14 protein-coding genes, 1 tRNA gene and 2 pseudogenes are annotated in these 14865 nt (G+C 68.7%); 3 read left to right on the top strand and 14 right to left on the bottom strand.

Annotation, left to right across the window (positions count from 1 at the left end; translation table 11 throughout):
• Position 1: 1 nt before the first annotated feature.
• Complete coding sequence (locus ACQ4L4_RS28215; protein ID WP_431102066.1) at positions 2–4324, top strand: translocation/assembly module TamB domain-containing protein; 4323 nt, start codon at positions 2–4, stop codon at positions 4322–4324.
• A 216-nt stretch (positions 4325–4540) separates the two neighbouring features.
• Positions 4541–4615 (top strand) — tRNA-Arg (locus tag ACQ4L4_RS28210).
• A gap of 53 nt (positions 4616–4668) precedes the next feature.
• On the opposite strand, the gene ACQ4L4_RS28205 is transcribed toward ACQ4L4_RS28210, so the two are convergent.
• The gene (locus ACQ4L4_RS28205) at positions 4669–5016 is read right to left on the bottom strand and encodes a cupin domain-containing protein (RefSeq protein WP_431102065.1); all 348 of its coding nucleotides are present in this window, start codon (positions 5014–5016) and stop codon (positions 4669–4671) included.
• Positions 5017–5375: 359 nt separating this feature from the next.
• On the opposite strand from ACQ4L4_RS28205, the gene ACQ4L4_RS28200 reads away from it, so the two are divergent.
• Positions 5376–6821: a S41 family peptidase gene (locus ACQ4L4_RS28200; protein WP_431102064.1), complete on the top strand. Its 1446-nt coding sequence runs from the start codon at positions 5376–5378 to the stop codon at positions 6819–6821.
• A gap of 295 nt (positions 6822–7116) precedes the next feature.
• Here ACQ4L4_RS28200 and tatC read toward each other — a convergent pair whose 3' ends face one another.
• The 13 genes and pseudogenes from tatC to argB all read right to left on the bottom strand — a co-directional run bounded on the left by tatC (position 7117) and on the right by argB (position 14808).
• Positions 7117–7911 (bottom strand): twin-arginine translocase subunit TatC, encoded by a 795-nt coding sequence (gene tatC, locus ACQ4L4_RS28195; protein WP_431102063.1) that lies wholly within the window; start codon positions 7909–7911, stop codon positions 7117–7119.
• Positions 7908–8057: pseudogene (gene tatB, locus ACQ4L4_RS28190) on the bottom strand (Sec-independent protein translocase protein TatB); the annotation flags it as partial. The pseudogene tatB (ACQ4L4_RS28190) and the gene tatC, both read right to left, overlap by 4 nt.
• Positions 8058–8200: 143 nt before the next feature.
• A pseudogene (gene tatB, locus ACQ4L4_RS28185) lies at positions 8201–8393 on the bottom strand (Sec-independent protein translocase protein TatB); the annotation flags it as partial.
• An 11-nt stretch (positions 8394–8404) separates the two neighbouring features.
• Positions 8405–8635: a Sec-independent protein translocase subunit TatA gene (gene tatA, locus ACQ4L4_RS28180; protein WP_431102062.1), complete on the bottom strand. Its 231-nt coding sequence runs from the start codon at positions 8633–8635 to the stop codon at positions 8405–8407.
• A 193-nt stretch (positions 8636–8828) separates the two neighbouring features.
• Positions 8829–9176, bottom strand: coding sequence for a histidine triad nucleotide-binding protein (locus tag ACQ4L4_RS28175; protein WP_431102061.1), 348 nt, complete (start codon positions 9174–9176; stop codon positions 8829–8831).
• 64 nt (positions 9177–9240) lie between these two features.
• The gene (locus ACQ4L4_RS28170; protein WP_377157015.1) at positions 9241–9642 is read right to left on the bottom strand and encodes a DUF4870 family protein; all 402 of its coding nucleotides are present in this window, start codon (positions 9640–9642) and stop codon (positions 9241–9243) included.
• Between the two features lie 10 nt (positions 9643–9652).
• A complete protein-coding gene (locus ACQ4L4_RS28165; protein ID WP_431105034.1) occupies positions 9653–10009 on the bottom strand; it encodes a phosphoribosyl-ATP diphosphatase in 357 nt (118 codons plus the stop codon).
• Positions 10010–10101: 92 nt separating this feature from the next.
• Entirely contained in the window at positions 10102–10494 is a 393-nt protein-coding gene (gene hisI / locus ACQ4L4_RS28160; RefSeq protein WP_377157018.1) for a phosphoribosyl-AMP cyclohydrolase, read from the bottom strand.
• 58 nt (positions 10495–10552) lie between these two features.
• The gene (locus ACQ4L4_RS28155) at positions 10553–11038 is read right to left on the bottom strand and encodes an NUDIX domain-containing protein (protein WP_377161521.1); all 486 of its coding nucleotides are present in this window, start codon (positions 11036–11038) and stop codon (positions 10553–10555) included.
• Positions 11039–11045: 7 nt separating this feature from the next.
• The gene (locus ACQ4L4_RS28150; RefSeq protein ID WP_431102060.1) at positions 11046–12005 is read right to left on the bottom strand and encodes an ATP-binding protein; all 960 of its coding nucleotides are present in this window, start codon (positions 12003–12005) and stop codon (positions 11046–11048) included.
• Positions 12006–12062: 57 nt separating this feature from the next.
• Positions 12063–12701: a nucleoid occlusion factor SlmA gene (slmA, locus tag ACQ4L4_RS28145; RefSeq protein ID WP_297525826.1), complete on the bottom strand. Its 639-nt coding sequence runs from the start codon at positions 12699–12701 to the stop codon at positions 12063–12065.
• A 225-nt stretch (positions 12702–12926) separates the two neighbouring features.
• Positions 12927–13616 carry a response regulator gene (locus tag ACQ4L4_RS28140; protein ID WP_067276757.1) on the bottom strand — a complete coding sequence of 230 codons (690 nt, stop codon included), beginning with the start codon at positions 13614–13616 and terminating at the stop codon, positions 12927–12929.
• A 277-nt stretch (positions 13617–13893) separates the two neighbouring features.
• Entirely contained in the window at positions 13894–14808 is a 915-nt protein-coding gene (gene argB, locus ACQ4L4_RS28135) for an acetylglutamate kinase (protein WP_431102059.1), read from the bottom strand.
• Between the last annotated feature and the right edge of the window lie 57 nt (positions 14809–14865).

The raw sequence follows: 14865 nt of genomic DNA, 5'->3' as shown, positions 1-14865 counted from the left end.
GATGAGCGACCCGCGCGACGACCTTCCCACGCCCTCGTCTCCGGACGCGGCGCCCGGTGGCGTGCCCGCGCCGGCGCCGGCCGCGGCATCCGCCGCTTCGGCTTCGGCTTCGGCTTCGGCTTCGGTCGAGGCAGAGGCCGCGCCGCGCCGCCGCCGTCGCGGCCGGGGCCTGCTGTGGGTGCTGCTCACGATCCCGGTGCTGATCGGCCTGATCGCGCTCGCCCTGACCTGGGCGCTGAAGACGGAAAGCGGCACCGCCTACATCCTGGCGAAAGTGCCGGGTCTGTCGCTGCAGAACGCACGCGGCCGGCTGCTGGGCGACTTCGATGTCGACCGCGCCGAGCTCGTGCTGCCCGGCACCGAGGACCGCATCGTCCTCGAGCAACTGCAATGGCGGAACGTGCGGCTGGTCTGGAACCGTTCGCCGCTGCTGTGGGGCGAAGTCCGGGCGGACCGGCTGGCGATCGCACGCCTGCGCGTGCAGGTCGCGCCGAGCGCTTCGACCGAACCGGCCAAGCCGCCGCCCAGCCTGCTGTCGCCGGTCGCGATCACGATTGCGGACCTGGAGATCGGCGAGGTCTTCGCTCCCGGCCTGGCGCAGCCGCTGCGCGGCCTGCGAGGCAGCGCGGCGCTGGGCACCGACGGCGGCAGGCAGCATGCGCTGACCGTGAAGTCGCTGGGTTGGCAACAACTGACCCTCGCCGGCGAAGCCCGGATCGCGACGCAGGACGACCTGACGCTGGCGAGCCGCTGGACGCTGAGCCAGCCGACCGGCGAGCTGCCGTGGACCGCGCCGTTCCAGCTCGACGGCCCGATCGCGGACCTGACGCTGAAGGGCTCGCTCGAAGCGGCGAAGCAGCGTCTTCAGGTGCAGGCGCGGCTGCAGGCGTTCGCGCCCTTCCCCGTCGCGCAGCTGGAGACGCAGGCCAAGGACCTGGACCTTGCCGCGCTGCTGCCCGGCACCGACGGCGTGCCGCACACCGGCCTCAGCGGCAAGGTCACGATGACGCCGAACGCGGACAAGTCGCTCAGCGTCAAGGCGGACCTGGACAACAGCGCCGCCGGCCGGCTCGACCAGGATCGCCTGCCGCTGCGTCAACTGCAGCTGGACCTGCTGCTCGATCCGTCGAACTGGGCCCGGCTGCGCCTGCCTCGACTGGACGCGCTGATGACCGGCGGCGGCCGGCTGCAGGCGGTGGGCCAGACCAGCCAGGCCGACGGCAGCGTGCTGACGCTGCGCCTCACCGGCCTGGACAGCCGCCAGATCGACGCGCGCTGGCCGGTGGTCCAGGCGCGCGGTGAGCTCAAGCTCAGCACCAAGGCCAACCTGGTGAAGGCCTCCACGGACCAGTCGCTGCAGGTCGAAGGCGACCTCACCGGGCAACTCGGACAAGGCAAGCTGCAGGCGCCGCTCGCGGTCACGCTGGCTGCGGAGCTGCGCACGCAGTCGATCGACGTGCAACGCCTGCAGGCGCGATCCGGCGCCGCCACGCTGAACGCCGAGGGCGAGTTCACGCTGAACGAGGCCCTCGACTTCGCCTCGGGCTGGAAGACCCGCGTGGAGGCCTCCGTGCAGGGCCTGGATCCGCGCCGCCTCAGTCCGGAGCCGCTGCCCGCCGGCGCCGCGCCGCAGGCGATCAACGGCCGCTTGAAGGCCGCGCTCCAGTCGGTGCGGGGCAGCCTGTGGCCGCAAGGCAAGGCCGATCTCGACCTGCAACCCAGCCAGTGGCAAGGCCTGCCCCTCAGCGGCCAGATCCGCTACAGCCGCAACGGCACCGCCGCGCCGGACCTGCTGGCCGATCTGCGACTGGCCGACGCGACGCTGCAGGCGCGCAGCCGCATCAACGCCGCGGCGCGGCGCGAGCAGGTCGATCTGTCGATCAATGCGAACGCCCCCAGGCTCGCCAGCCTGCAGCCGATGCTGCGCGCGCAGTTCCCGCAGGCGACGATCGTCGGCAGCGCGCAGGCGCAGGCGACCGTCGTGCTGATCCAGCCGGGCGCGCGCCAGGCCCAGTACGGCAGCGACGGCAAGTGGCAATTGCAGGGCGTCGGGCTCTCCGGCGTGCCGGGCCTGCCGGCCAACTCCGGCAGCCGGCCGGCGCTGCAGCTGGACAACGCCTCGGGCCAATGGACGCTGTCCAGCTTCAAGGACGCGAAGCTCGCGTGGACCACGCAGCTCCGCAACCTGCGGCTGCCGCAGCAGAGCCTGCGACTCGACGAGCTGCAGCTGGACCTCTCCGGCAGTTGGGCGCAGCACCGCCTGACGCTGACGACGCAGGGCCAGGTGCCGCTGCCGCCGGTGCTCACGCAACCGGCGCCGACCAAGGTGGTCGCGCGGGCGCAGGCGGCGAGCGCGAACGGCTCCGCCCTCGCGCAGACGGTGCCGCTGGACCCGCAGGGCGCGCGCGCGCGGATCGCGCTCGACGGCGCGCTGGAAGCCGATCCGCTGCAGGCCTGGCGCCAGGGCGCGGTGTGGAACGCGCGCGGGCTGACGCTCGCCCTGGAAGCCAGCCAGCAGGCCACACCGCTGCTGAAGGCCGGACCGCTGGCGCTCGCGCTGCGGCTGGACCCGGGACTCGATCCGCGCCAGGCGACGCTCGCGCCGGGGCGGATGGAGGTGCTCGGCGCCGGCCTGCGCTGGGATCGCATGATGTGGCAGAGCGCCAACCAGCCCAACCTGCCCTCGGGCGAGTGGGACGTCCAGGCGGTGATGGAGCCGCTGGCCGCCGCGCCGGTGCTGAGCAAGCTGCAGCCCGACTTCGGCTGGGGCGGCGACCTGCAGATCGAAGGCCGGTTCAAGTCTCGGCGCGACGCGCGCGGCCTGACGGTGGACGCGATGCTCGAGCGCACCAAGGGCGACCTGACCGTCACCGACGAAGTCAGCACGCAGCGGCTCGCGCTCACCGACCTGCGGCTCGGCGTGCTCGCCGACCAGGGCGTGTGGCACCTGGTGCAGGGCGTGGCCGGCGAGAACATGGGCGCCATCGGCGGCGCGGTGACCTTCCGCACCGCCAATGCGCACGCGCTGCCGACGCCGGGCGCCAAGCTCGAAGGCGGCATCGAGGCCAAGGTCGACAACATGGGCAACTGGGGCCCGTGGCTGCCGGTGGGCTGGCGCCTGGGCGGCAGCCTGGCCGCGACGCTGAACTTCGGCGGCACGCTGGGCGCGCCGGAAGTCCGCGGCCAGGCCGGCGCGCAGAAGCTGTCGCTGCGCAATCCGCTGATGGGCGTGGACATGCAGCAGGGCGAGCTCGCGCTGACGATGAGCGGCCGCGAAGCCAGGCTCGAGAAGTTCACCGCGCGCGCTGGCAACGGCACGGTCAACATGGACGGCACGCTGCGCTTCGGCGCGCAGCCCAGCGCGGAGCTGTCGTTGAAGGCGGACACCTTCGCGCTGCTGCAGCGCGTGGACCGGCGCATCGTCGCCACCGGCGCCGCGCAGCTCAAGGCCAGCGCGCAGCTGCTGGACCTGAAGGGACAGTTCGTCGTCGCCGAGGGGCTGTTCGACTTCTCGCGCGGCGATGCGCCGCAGCTCGACAACGACGTGCAGGTCGTACGCCAGAACGCGCCGCCCAAGGCCGTCGACGGCAGCGGCAAGCCGATGCGGCTCAAGCTCGACCTGGACCTGGACCTCGGCCGGCGCCTGCAGCTCAAGGGCTACGGCATCGACACGAAGCTGCGCGGCCTGCTGCACCTGGCGCAGGACGGTCAGCCGCGGCCGCAGATGACCGGCGAGGTCCGCAGCGAAGGCGGCACCTTCAATGCCTACGGCCAGAAGCTGGTCGTCGAGCGCGGCATCTTCAGCTTCGTCGGGCCGCTGGACAACCCGCGACTGGACGTGCTCGCGATCCGGCCCGACATGGAGAACGAAGCGGTGCGCGTCGGCGTGACGGTCACCGGCACGGCCAGCAGCCCGCGGATCAAGCTCTATTCCGAGCCCGACATGAGCGAGACCAACAAGCTCTCGTGGCTGGTGCTGGGACGCTCGCCGGACAACCTGGGCCGCAGCGACACCGCGCTGATGCAACGCGCCGCGATGGCGCTGATCAGCGGCGACGGCGAGAGCGCCAGCGACAAGCTGATCCACAACATCGGCCTGGACGAGCTGTCCTTCAGCGGCGAAGGCGACGACGCGCGCGGCACCGTGGTGCGACTGGGCAAGCAGGTCAGCCGCAACGTCTTCGTCGCCTACGAGCGCGGCCTGAACGCGACCACGGGGTCCTGGCAGGTGATCTACAAGCTCGCGCAGCGCTTCACGCTGCGGGCGCAGGCCAACGAGTACCAGCAGGGCCTGGACGTGATCTGGCAGTGGAAGTGGGAGTAGCGGTCCGATAGCACGCGCATCGCACTTGCATGGCACGCGCATGGCCGTCGGATAGCGGCGGGGATGGCGGCGGGGATGGCAGCGGGGATGGCGGTCGGAACGGCAGCGGGCGTGGTCGCCTGCACGCCAGCCCGGGCTGGCCCACTGAGGCGCGCGGCTTCATGCGAGAATCCGCCGCTTTCGCGGACAGGCCCCACCGGGGCCGGTTCACGCGGGCTCTCCGTAGTTCAATGGATAGAACGGCCGCCTCCTAAGCGGCAAATACAGGTTCGATTCCTGTCGGAGGGACCAACGCCTGACGTCGGTCCCGACGCCTGGCGCCATGCTTCCCCGGCCCTTGCGCGTCAGCCCTGGCGCTTCAGCACGATCGTCACCAGCGCCGACGCGTCCACCACGCCGGTCACCGTGTGCACCACGCCCCCTTCGAGATAACACAGCTGCCCCGCGCGCAAGGGCTGGCGCTGCTCCGCGCCGTCGCGCTGGACGATGAGCTCGAGTTCGCCTTCCAGGCAATGCAGCGTGATCTCGCCGTCGACCTTGTGCGACGGCAGCGACTTGCCCTTGGGCAGGACGACGCGCATCACCTCCAGGCCCTCGGACTTGAACAGCGCGGAGGACGGTGTCGCGGTGAGCGCGGCACCCAGCGGCGCGACATCGATCGGCTGGGCGGGGGCGGCATGCGGCAGGGCCATGGAACTCCTCCTGGTGGGCGGGCGACTGCGGCGCGTCGAGGTCGCACCGCGGCTGGCATTGCATCGATCATGGCACCGTCCGTGCCCGTTCGCATCCCCGACGCGGCCACACCCTGCCGGAAGTCATTCCCCGCGTTCACCCACCGCGTACCGACCGCATACCCACCGTTTCCACACCGCGCCCGGAATGCGCGCAAGATGCTCGCGATACGCGTAAATGCGGGGTAAACCGGCTTTTCATGCCGGGCCGCTTTTTTGCCTCACGCATATACTGGGAACGCCTTTGTTCCGTCCCGCACAACGGGGACGGACCATGCGGCGCCAAGCAGCCAGGCTGTACTGATTCAAGGTTTTTCATCATGGGCGCCAAACTGAAAGTCGCGGGCTGGGTCGCATTGGGTGCGATGGCCGGCGTCATGACGACGATGCAGCTGCAGGCCAATGCCCGCAGCACCACCAGCCCCCTTCCGCTCGAGGAACTGCAGCAGCTCGCCGCCGTCTTCGGGATCGTGAAGTCCGACTACGTCGAGTCCGTCGACGAGAAGAAGCTGATCAACGACGCCATCTCCGGCATGGTCAGCGGCCTGGACCCCCACTCCCAGTTCTTCGACAAGAAAAGCTTCAAGGAATTCCGCGAGAGCACGTCCGGCAAGTTCGTCGGCGTCGGCATCGAGATCGGCATGGAAGACGGCCTGGTCAAGATCGTCTCGCCGATCGAAGGCAGCCCCGCCTTCCGCGCCGGCCTCAAGAGCGGCGACCTGATCAGCAAGATCGACGACACGGCCGTGCGCGGCCTCACGCTCGATCAGGCGGTCAAGAAGATGCGCGGCGAACCGGCCACCAAGGTCACGCTGTCGATCTACCGCAAGTCGGAAAGCCGCACCTTCCCCGTCACGATCAGCCGCGAGGAAATCCGCGTGCAGAGCGTGCGCGCCAAGCTGGTCGAACCGGGCTACGCCTGGATCCGCGTGAGCCAGTTCCAGGACCGCACAGTCGAGGACTTCAGCCAGAAGCTGGCCGAGCTCTACAAGCAGGACCCCAAGATCAAGGGCGTCGTGCTGGACCTGCGCAACGACCCGGGCGGCCTGCTCGAGGGCGCGGTCGCGATCTCCGCGGCCTTCCTGCCCAAGGGCGTCGAGGTCGTGTCGACCAACGGCCAGCTCGCCGAATCGAAGGCCAGCTACCGCGCCGATCCTGACTTCTACGCCCGCCGCGGCTCGGGCGATCCGCTGCGCCGCCTGCCGGACGCGGTCAAGAACGTGCCGATGGTGGTGCTGGTGAACGAAGGCTCCGCCTCGGCCAGCGAGATCGTCGCCGGCGCGCTGCAGGATCACAAGCGGGCGACCGTGATGGGCCTGCAGACCTTCGGCAAGGGCTCGGTGCAGACCGTGCGCCAGCTGGGTCCGGACACGGCGGTCAAGCTGACCACCGCGCGCTACTACACGCCGAGCGGCCGCTCGATCCAGGCCAAGGGCATCGTCCCGGACATCCCGCTGGACGAGACCGCCGAAGGCAACGTCTTCGCCGAACTGCGCATGCGCGAGGCCGACCTGGAGAAGCATCTCCACGGCTCGGACGAGAAGACGGAAGAGTCGCGCTCCAAGGAACTGGAGAAGATCCGCGAGGAACGTCGCCAGAAGCTGGAAGCCGACTACGCCAAGCGCGCCGAAGCACCGAAGCCGCTGCCCGAGTTCGGCAGCGCGGAAGACTTCCCGCTGCGCCAGGCGCTGAACCAGCTGCAAGGCAAGCCGGTCGCGGTCTCCAAGGTCGCGCAGGAACGCAAGGCGGAAGCGAAGACCGAATAAGTCTCCCCAGCCCCAAAGACAAACGCCCGATGCTTGCATCGGGCGTTTTGCTTTGTGCGTGTGGGGCAGTGAGGCTGCTCAACTTCGCTGGGCCAAGCGCGGGCTCTCCACGCAGCAGGGGGCGTCCCTCCGGGAACCCCCAGCAGCATTCCGGCCCCACTCCCATCAGCGGACTTCAATGGCTTGGGGTGGAGGACTTCAACGGCTTGGGGTGGAGGACTGCGGAGGGATTCTGAGGGCCTCAATGAGAAACGCCCGATCGTGATCGGGCGTCTGCTGGGAAGCGCTTCGTGCTTCAGCCGGTCGTGCCGTTGCTTTCTTCGGCTTCGGCGTCCGGCGCCTTCGAATATCTCGCGAAGGCGTTGGCGGCCCAGAGGCCGACTTCGTAGAGCAGGCACATCGGGATCGCCAGCGCGAGCTGCGAGACGATGTCCGGCGGCGTGATCACCGCCGCGATGACGAAGGCCAGCACGATGAAGTAGCCGCGGAACTGCTTGAGCTGCGGCACCGTGACGATGCCCATGCGCGCCAGCACCACCACCACCACCGGCACCTCGAAGGCCGCACCGAAGGCGATGAACATGTTCATCACGAAGCCCAGATAGGCCTCGATGTCCGGCGCCGCCGTGATGCTCTTGGGCGCGAAGCTCTGGATGAAGGTGAAGACCTTGCCGAACACGAAGAAGTAGCAGAACGCCACGCCCGCGAAGAACAGCAACGTGCTCGACACCACCAGCGGCATCACCAGGCGCTTCTCGTGAGAGTACAAGCCCGGCGCGACGAAGGCCCAGACCTGGTACAGCACCACCGGCAGCGCCAGCATGAAGGCCGCCAGCAAGGTGATCTTCAGCGGCACGAGGAAGGGCGACAGCACGTTGGTCGCAATCATCGAACTGCCCTGCGGCAGGTGCGACACCAGCGGCATGGCCAGCAGGTCGAACAGACTGCCCGGACTCGGCCAGATGCACAGCAGGCCGAAAGCCACCCCGACCGCCACCAGCGCCCGGATCAACCGGTCGCGCAGCTCCATCAGGTGGGACACAAAAGGCTGTTCGGTGCCGGCCAGTTCGTCTTCTTGAGGGCTGCTCATGGGGCTCGGCGGGAGGGACGGAAGCGCGCCACGCGGGCCGCGCCGGATTGGGCGTGGCGACGCACGCCCTGCCGCTGCTTGTACCAGACCGGCGTGGCGCCGCGCTTGAGGCGCCAGTTCTTCTTCGGATGCGCGTAGACAGGGACCTGCCCGCCGTAACCACCGATCGTGCCGTCCACGTTCGTCCCGTCCACGGACAGGTCGGACCAGGTGGACTGCAGCGACTGGTTGGCGGCGTCCATCTGCTCCTGCACGCTGGACTGCACGTCGTTGACGGCGGTCTGGAACTGGCCCTTCATCTTCTGGAGTTCCTCCAGTTCGATGGACCGGTTCACCTCCGCCTTCACGTCGGACACGTAACGCTGCGCCTTGCCCAGCAGCGTGCCCACCGTGCGGGCGACGCGCGGCAGGCGCTCAGGGCCGAGCACGACCAGCGCCACGGCGCCGATCAGCACCAGCTTGTCAAAGCCGAAATCGACCATGCGGGCCGCGCTCAGGAGCGCGTCTTGGCGTCGACGTCGACGGTGTTCGGATCAGCCGCCTTGTTGGTGTTGGCCACCTGCTGCGGCGGCGTCTCGGACGAGGTGCCGTCCTTCATGCCGTCCTTGAAGCCCTTGACGGCAGCACCCAGGTCGCCGCCCACGTTGCGCAGCTTCTTGGTGCCGAAAACGGCGATCACGACGACCAGCACGATCAGCCAGTGCCAAATACTCAAACCACCCATGACAATCTCCAGAGTCGGAAGCCGAAATTCTACGGTGCGCGCATGACAGGCATGTCGGCGATCAATGCCCGTCCATGGCCGCATCAGCGGCTTATGAACCTCGTGCTACCCGCGGAGCGAACAGCGAACCTCACTGTTCGCCACGGTTGCGCTGCGGATTGCTGCAGCGGCGGCCAGTAAATGAGGCCGGCGCTCAGCCTTTCAACCAGGGACGCGGACCGCCGATGGCGTGCATGTGGAGGTGGAACACCTCCTGGCCGCCATCCGGCCCGGTGTTGATCACGGTCCGGAAACCATTCGTGACGCCGAGTTCCTTCATCAACGTCGGCACCAGCACGGACATCTTTCCGAGCATCGGCGCATGCTCGGGTTGCAGATCGACCATGCTGGCGATGTGCTGCTTGGGAATCAGCAGGAAATGCACCGGCGCCCACGGATGGATGTCGTGGAAGCCGATCAGGTCGTCGTCCTCGTAGACCTTCTTCGCGGGAATCTGGCCTTGGACGATCTTGCAGAAGATGCAGTTGGGGTCGTGGCTCATGGTCGGCGGCGGTCGGAAGCGGTCGAAAAGCGGTCGAAAAGCGATCGGAAACGGTGAACGGTTGTCAGATCGGCATGGGCCGGCGGTCATTCATGGCCAGCCAGCCGCGCACGATGCGGTAGAGGAACCAGATCGAGATCAGGCACCAGGCGATCCAGCCCGGGATGATGAACAGGAACCACAGCGGGATCGTGACGACGTACAGGATGCCGCACCACAGCACGCTGCGCAGCCGCCAGGAGAAGTGCGTGGCCTGCCAGGTGCCGGCGGCCTCGTCGCGCTTCACCAGGTCGACGATCACCGCGACGATCAGCAGCACGATGCTGGCCTGCACGCCGGGCAGCAGCGCGCCGATCGCGACGACGGCATGCAGCGCATAGCTGATGATCCCGACGGTGCGCAGGCCTGCTTCGCGCTGCGGGTCGAGGACCACGTCGGGCGGCTGCGGTTCGAACGTTTGGGTCATGCGTTCTCCTTCATGCGTCCCCCGGACGGGGGCTTCGACGGGCGAATTCCTCGAGGCCGGACAGCCCTTCGCGACGGGCCAGCTCGGCCAGCACCTGCTCGGGGCGCAGGTCGAAGGCGGCCAGCGCGACGATCGAATGGAACCACAGGTCGGCGACCTCGTAGACCAGCTTGTCCGGCGCGCCGTCCTTGGCCGCGAGCACGACCTCGGTCGCTTCCTCGCCGACCTTCTTGAGGATCTGATCCAGACCCTTGGCGAACAGCTTGGCGACGTAGCTCTTGTCGGGATCGCCTTCGGCGCGGCGTTGGGCGACGACATCGCCCAGATGCGCCAGGACATCGGTCCCGTTCAGCGGAGCCGTTGCCACGGCAGTCAGCGGTGCCGTCACCGCGGGCGACGGGCTGTCGGGCGGGAACGGCGTGTCGGGCGCGGCGGTCAGGTCAGGCGTATCCATGGCGCTCATGCCTTGTAGATGCTGGCCGGGTCCTTGAGGACCGGCTCGACCGCCGTCCACACGCCGTTCTCCAGCTTCTGGAAGAAGCAGCTGTGGCGGCCGGTGTGGCAGGCGATGCCCGGTTCGTGGCCGTGCTGCGTGACGCTCAGCAGCACGACGTCGTTGTCGCAGTCCAGCCGGATGCCGTGGACCTGCTGCACGTGGCCGGACTCCTCGCCCTTGTGCCACAGCCGCTGGCGCGAGCGGCTCCAGTAGACCGCCTCGCCGACCTCGGCGGTGCGGGCCAGGGCCTCGCGATTCATCCACGCGAACATCAGGATGTCGTTCGAGCCCTGTTCCTGGGCGATGACAGGCACCAGCCCGTCGCGGTCCCACTTGATCTGATCCAGCCAGTCCATCGGGGCAGTGTAGTCCGCGGTCGCTGCGGCGGCGTCGTTCGCACCATCGGTCGTGCCTTCAGACGACATGGGTCGCCCCGACGTGGAAACGCTCTGCGGCGAACCACTGCAGCACCGGGATCGTGCCCGGCAGCACCGGTTGCACCTGCACCGGCAGATGCTGCCAGCTCATCGACTGGCCTTCGCGCATCTCGAACTCGCCCTGCCACTCGTACACCTTGCAGAAGTGCAGCCGCACCTTGGCGTGCGGGTACTCCATCAGCTCGATCTTCCACGGCTGCGCCGCGCCGATCGTGATGCCGAGCTCCTCGTGCAGTTCGCGACGCAGGGCCTGCTCGACGGTCTCGCCGGCCTCGAGCTTGCCGCCCGGAAACTCCCAGTAGCCGGCGTAGACCTTGCCCTCGGGGCGCGAGGTCAGCAGGAACTCGGTCTCGCGGCCGTTCGGCTCGCGGCGCACCAGCACGCCGACGGCCACGTCCACCGGCACGCGATCGCTCGCGGCGGAGGGGCTGTGCGGGTTCGCGGATTCGTTCTTTGAAGACATGGACTTGTCAGACATGGTCGAGGCCCTCCGGCGCATCGCCGTCCCGGGCCGGGGCCGCGGCGCCGTCGGCGGCACCGCCCGCAGCAGCCCCCTGCCCCGCCAGATCGCGGGCGAACTGGTAGGCGACGCGCCCCGAGCGCGATCCGCGTTCCAGCGCCCAGACCAGCGCCGGCTGGCGCGCGGCCTCGATGCGGGCGGCATCCAGGCCGAAATGCGTCAGCCACTGCGCGACGATCGCGAGGTACTCCTGCTGGCTGAAGCTGTAGAAGCTGATCCACAGGCCGAAGCGCTCGGACAGCGAGATCTTCTCCTCCACCGCCTCGCCCGGATGCACCTCGACGTTGCCGTCGCGCTCCGAGTAGGTGGAGGCGAGGTTGTCCTTCATCTGCTCGGGCAGCAGGTGCCTGCGGTTGCTGGTCGCATAGATCAGCAGGTTGTCGGTGGCCGCGGCGACCGAGCCGTCCAGCATCGACTTCAAGGCCTTGTAGCCGGCCTCGCCTTCGTCGAAGCTGAGGTCGTCGCAGAAGATCACGAAGCGTTCCGGGCGGTCGGCGACCAGGTCGGCCAGGTCCGGCAGGTCGACCAGATCGCCCTTGTCGACCTCGATCAAGCGCAGGCCCTGCCCGGCGAATTCGTTGAGACAGGCCTTGATCAACGAGCTCTTGCCGGTGCCGCGCGCGCCCGTCAGCAGCACGTTGTTGGCGGGCTGGCCCTGCACGAACTGGCGCGTGTTGCGCAGCAGGCGATCCTTCTGCGGCTCGACCTCCTTGAGGTCGGCGAGGCGGATCGTGGAGAGGTGCTTCACCGGCTCCAGCCGGGCGCTCGCGCCGCGCTTGCGGTAGCGGAAGGCGACCGCGGCGTCCCAGTCGGGCGGCGTCAGGGGCTGGGGCAGCACGGCCTCCAGGCGGTTCAACAGCGCGTCGGCGCGCCGCAGCACGGCATCAAGGGCGTCGGTAGCATGGACCATAGACGCCGAGTGTAGGTCGCGCCCGGAGACGTCCGGGGCGGTTGGCATCGCGAAAGCTCAGGCGAGCATTCGCATCGCGGCATCCAACTGTTCGGTCGGAAGCCGCTTGAAGCCGGAACGCGCATAACGCTGCAGCCGGCCGATGATGAAGCTCACCAGGACCGAGGCCTGCGCCTGGGCCTCGACGGTCGGCGTGGTCGATCCCGAGGCTTCCGCGGCCGTGCGCAGTCCCTGCCGCAGCGAGGACTCGACCTTGTCGAAGAACTGGTTCATGCGCGCGACCAGGCGCTCGTTCTCGTAGACCAGCGCGTCGCCGACCATCACGCGGGCCATGCCCGGGTTGCGCTCGCCGAACTGCAGCAGCACCGCGACGATGCGCTGGGCCTGCGCCAGGCCGTCGGTCTCGCGTTCGGCGATCTGGTTGAGCAGCGAGAAGATGCTGGTCTCGATGAATTCGATGAGGCCCTCGAACATCTGGGCCTTGCTGGCGAAGTGGCGGTAGAGCGCCGCCTCGCTGACCTCCAGCCGCGCCGCGAGCGCGGCGGTGGTCACCCGTTCCGCGCCGGGCTGCTCCAGCATGCTGGCCAGCGTCTGCAGGATCTGCACCCGGCGCTCGCCCGGCTTGAGCCGCTTGCGTGGCAGCTCCGCCGGCTTGGCAGCGGCGGAGTCCGGGGTGTCCGAGGAGCTGGGGTGCATGGGAGGGGCCGAAGTGTGCGGCGATTCTGGCACAGCCGGAACGCCGTCTTGACGTCGATGCCGGACGTCGTACGCCAACTCCCCGAGACTGCCCCCAGGTCGCCCCGAGGTCGCCCCGAGGTCTCCTCTAGGCCGGTCTCCGGCTCATGTCGGGAAGACCGTCCCCCCCTGCGAGGTGGCAGTCCTTGCCCGTCCAGTCGTCGAGCGGTCCCGGCCGGTCCGCGCTCAGTCCCGCAGCCAGCCGAGGCGACGCGCCTCGTAGATCGCCTCGACCTTGGAGCGCACCTGCAGCTTGCGGTAGGTGCGCTTCACGTAGGTCATGATCGTGTGCGGCGACACGTTCATGAACTGCGCGATCTCGTCGAAGGTGAACCCCTTGGCGGCCAGGTGCAGCACGCGCGATTCCTGTTCGGACAACGCAACGACCTGCTCGTCGACCAGCGGCATCGGGGCCGAATCGCCGAAGCCGCGCGGATGCGCGCCCGCGCCTTGCGGTGCCAGGCGCAGCAGCAGCCGCCGCGCGATCACCGGCGAGATCGGGCTGCCGCCCGCGCGCAGCGAGCGCAACTGGCCCGGCAGGTCCAGCGCCAGCGAGTCCTTGAGCAGGTAGCCGGTCGCGCCGGCTTCGATGCTCGACAGCACATGCTGCTCGTCGCCGAAGACGGAGATGACCATCACCTCGCACTCGGGCGCGACGTGGGCCGCATGGCGGATCAGTTCGATCCCGCTGCCGCCGGGCAGGTCGAGGTCGACCAGCAGCACGTCGGGACGCGTCTGGTCGAACATCTTCCGGCCCTGCTGGAGATCGGTGGCCATGCCCACCAGACGGATGTCCGGCGCTTTCTCAAGGGCATGGGCGAACGCTTCGCGGAAACGAAGCTGATCCTCGACGATCAAGACGCTGAAAAGTGACATGCAATCCCTCACGGCCTGTGCAGCCGTTTCGTGGCGCATTCTGGGATGTCGCGTGTTTCAGCGGCAATCCCCAGCTTGCAGTGGTATGACCTTCGACCAAGCCCGGTGGCCAGCGGGACACGGAAGGGCAAGCATCGATCCTGCGATCCCCCCGAAAACGACCGAGCCCCCTCGTTCGGAGGGGGCTCGGTGGGCGAATCCACCCATCGGGGGGGATCCCAGGCGCGTCCTTCGGTCGCTTCTGCCGTGCAGACGCGGCTCAGGCGCGTCCGTTCGCTCAGTGCGATCGGATCATCGTGCCGTAAGCCTGTTCGGAAAGGATCTCCAAGAGCATCGCGTGCGGCACACGGCCGTCGATGATGTGGACGGCCTTGACGCCGCTGCGGGCGGCGTCCAGCGCGGAGGCGATCTTGGGCAGCATGCCGCCGGACAGCGTACCGTCGGCGAAGAGCTCGTCGATCTCGCGCGCCGACAGGTCGGTCAGCAGCTTGCCCTGCTTGTCGAGCACGCCGGGGGTGTTGGTCAGCAGCACCAGCTTCTCGGCCTTGAGCACCTCGGCCAGCTTGCCGGCGACGACGTCGGCGTTGATGTTGTAGCTCTCGTTGCTCTCGCCGAAGCCGATCGGGCTGATGACCGGGATGAACTGGTCGTCCTGCAGCGCCTTCACGACGCTGGGGTCGATGGCGACGATGTCGCCGACGGAGCCCACGTCGTGCTCCTTGTTCGGGTCGTCCTTGTCGATCAGCTTGAGCTTCTTGGCGCGGATCATGCCGCCGTCGCGGCCGGTCAGGCCCACGGCCTTGCCGCCGGCGACGTTGATCAGGCCGACGATGTCCTGCTGCACCTCGCCGGCGAGCACCCATTCGACGACGCTCATCGTCTCCTCGTCGGTGACGCGCATGCCCTGGATGAAGTGGCCCTTCTTGCCGAGCTTGTTGAGCGCGTCCTCGATCTGCGGGCCGCCGCCGTGCACCACCACCGGGTTCAGGCCGACCAGTTTGAGCAGCACCACGTCCTCGGCGAAGTCCTGCTGCAGCGCGGGGTCGGTCATCGCGTTGCCGCCGTACTTGATGACGATGGTCTTGCCGTGGTACTTGCGGATGTAGGGCAGCGCCTGGGAGAGCAGCTCGGCCTTGTCGCGCGGCGGGATGTGGCTCAGATCGGCGTCGTGGACGGGAGGGGTGTTGCTCATGGTGCTGTCCGGAGGAGGCTGAGGGGGTGGGACGTGGTTGGATCTGGAACGAGGAAT

Origin of the sequence: Roseateles noduli (assembly GCF_050626985.1) — a bacterium.
Taxonomy (GTDB): Bacteria; Pseudomonadota; Gammaproteobacteria; order Burkholderiales; family Burkholderiaceae_C; genus Roseateles; species Roseateles noduli_A.
This window is presented reverse-complemented; position numbering and strand designations above follow the sequence as displayed.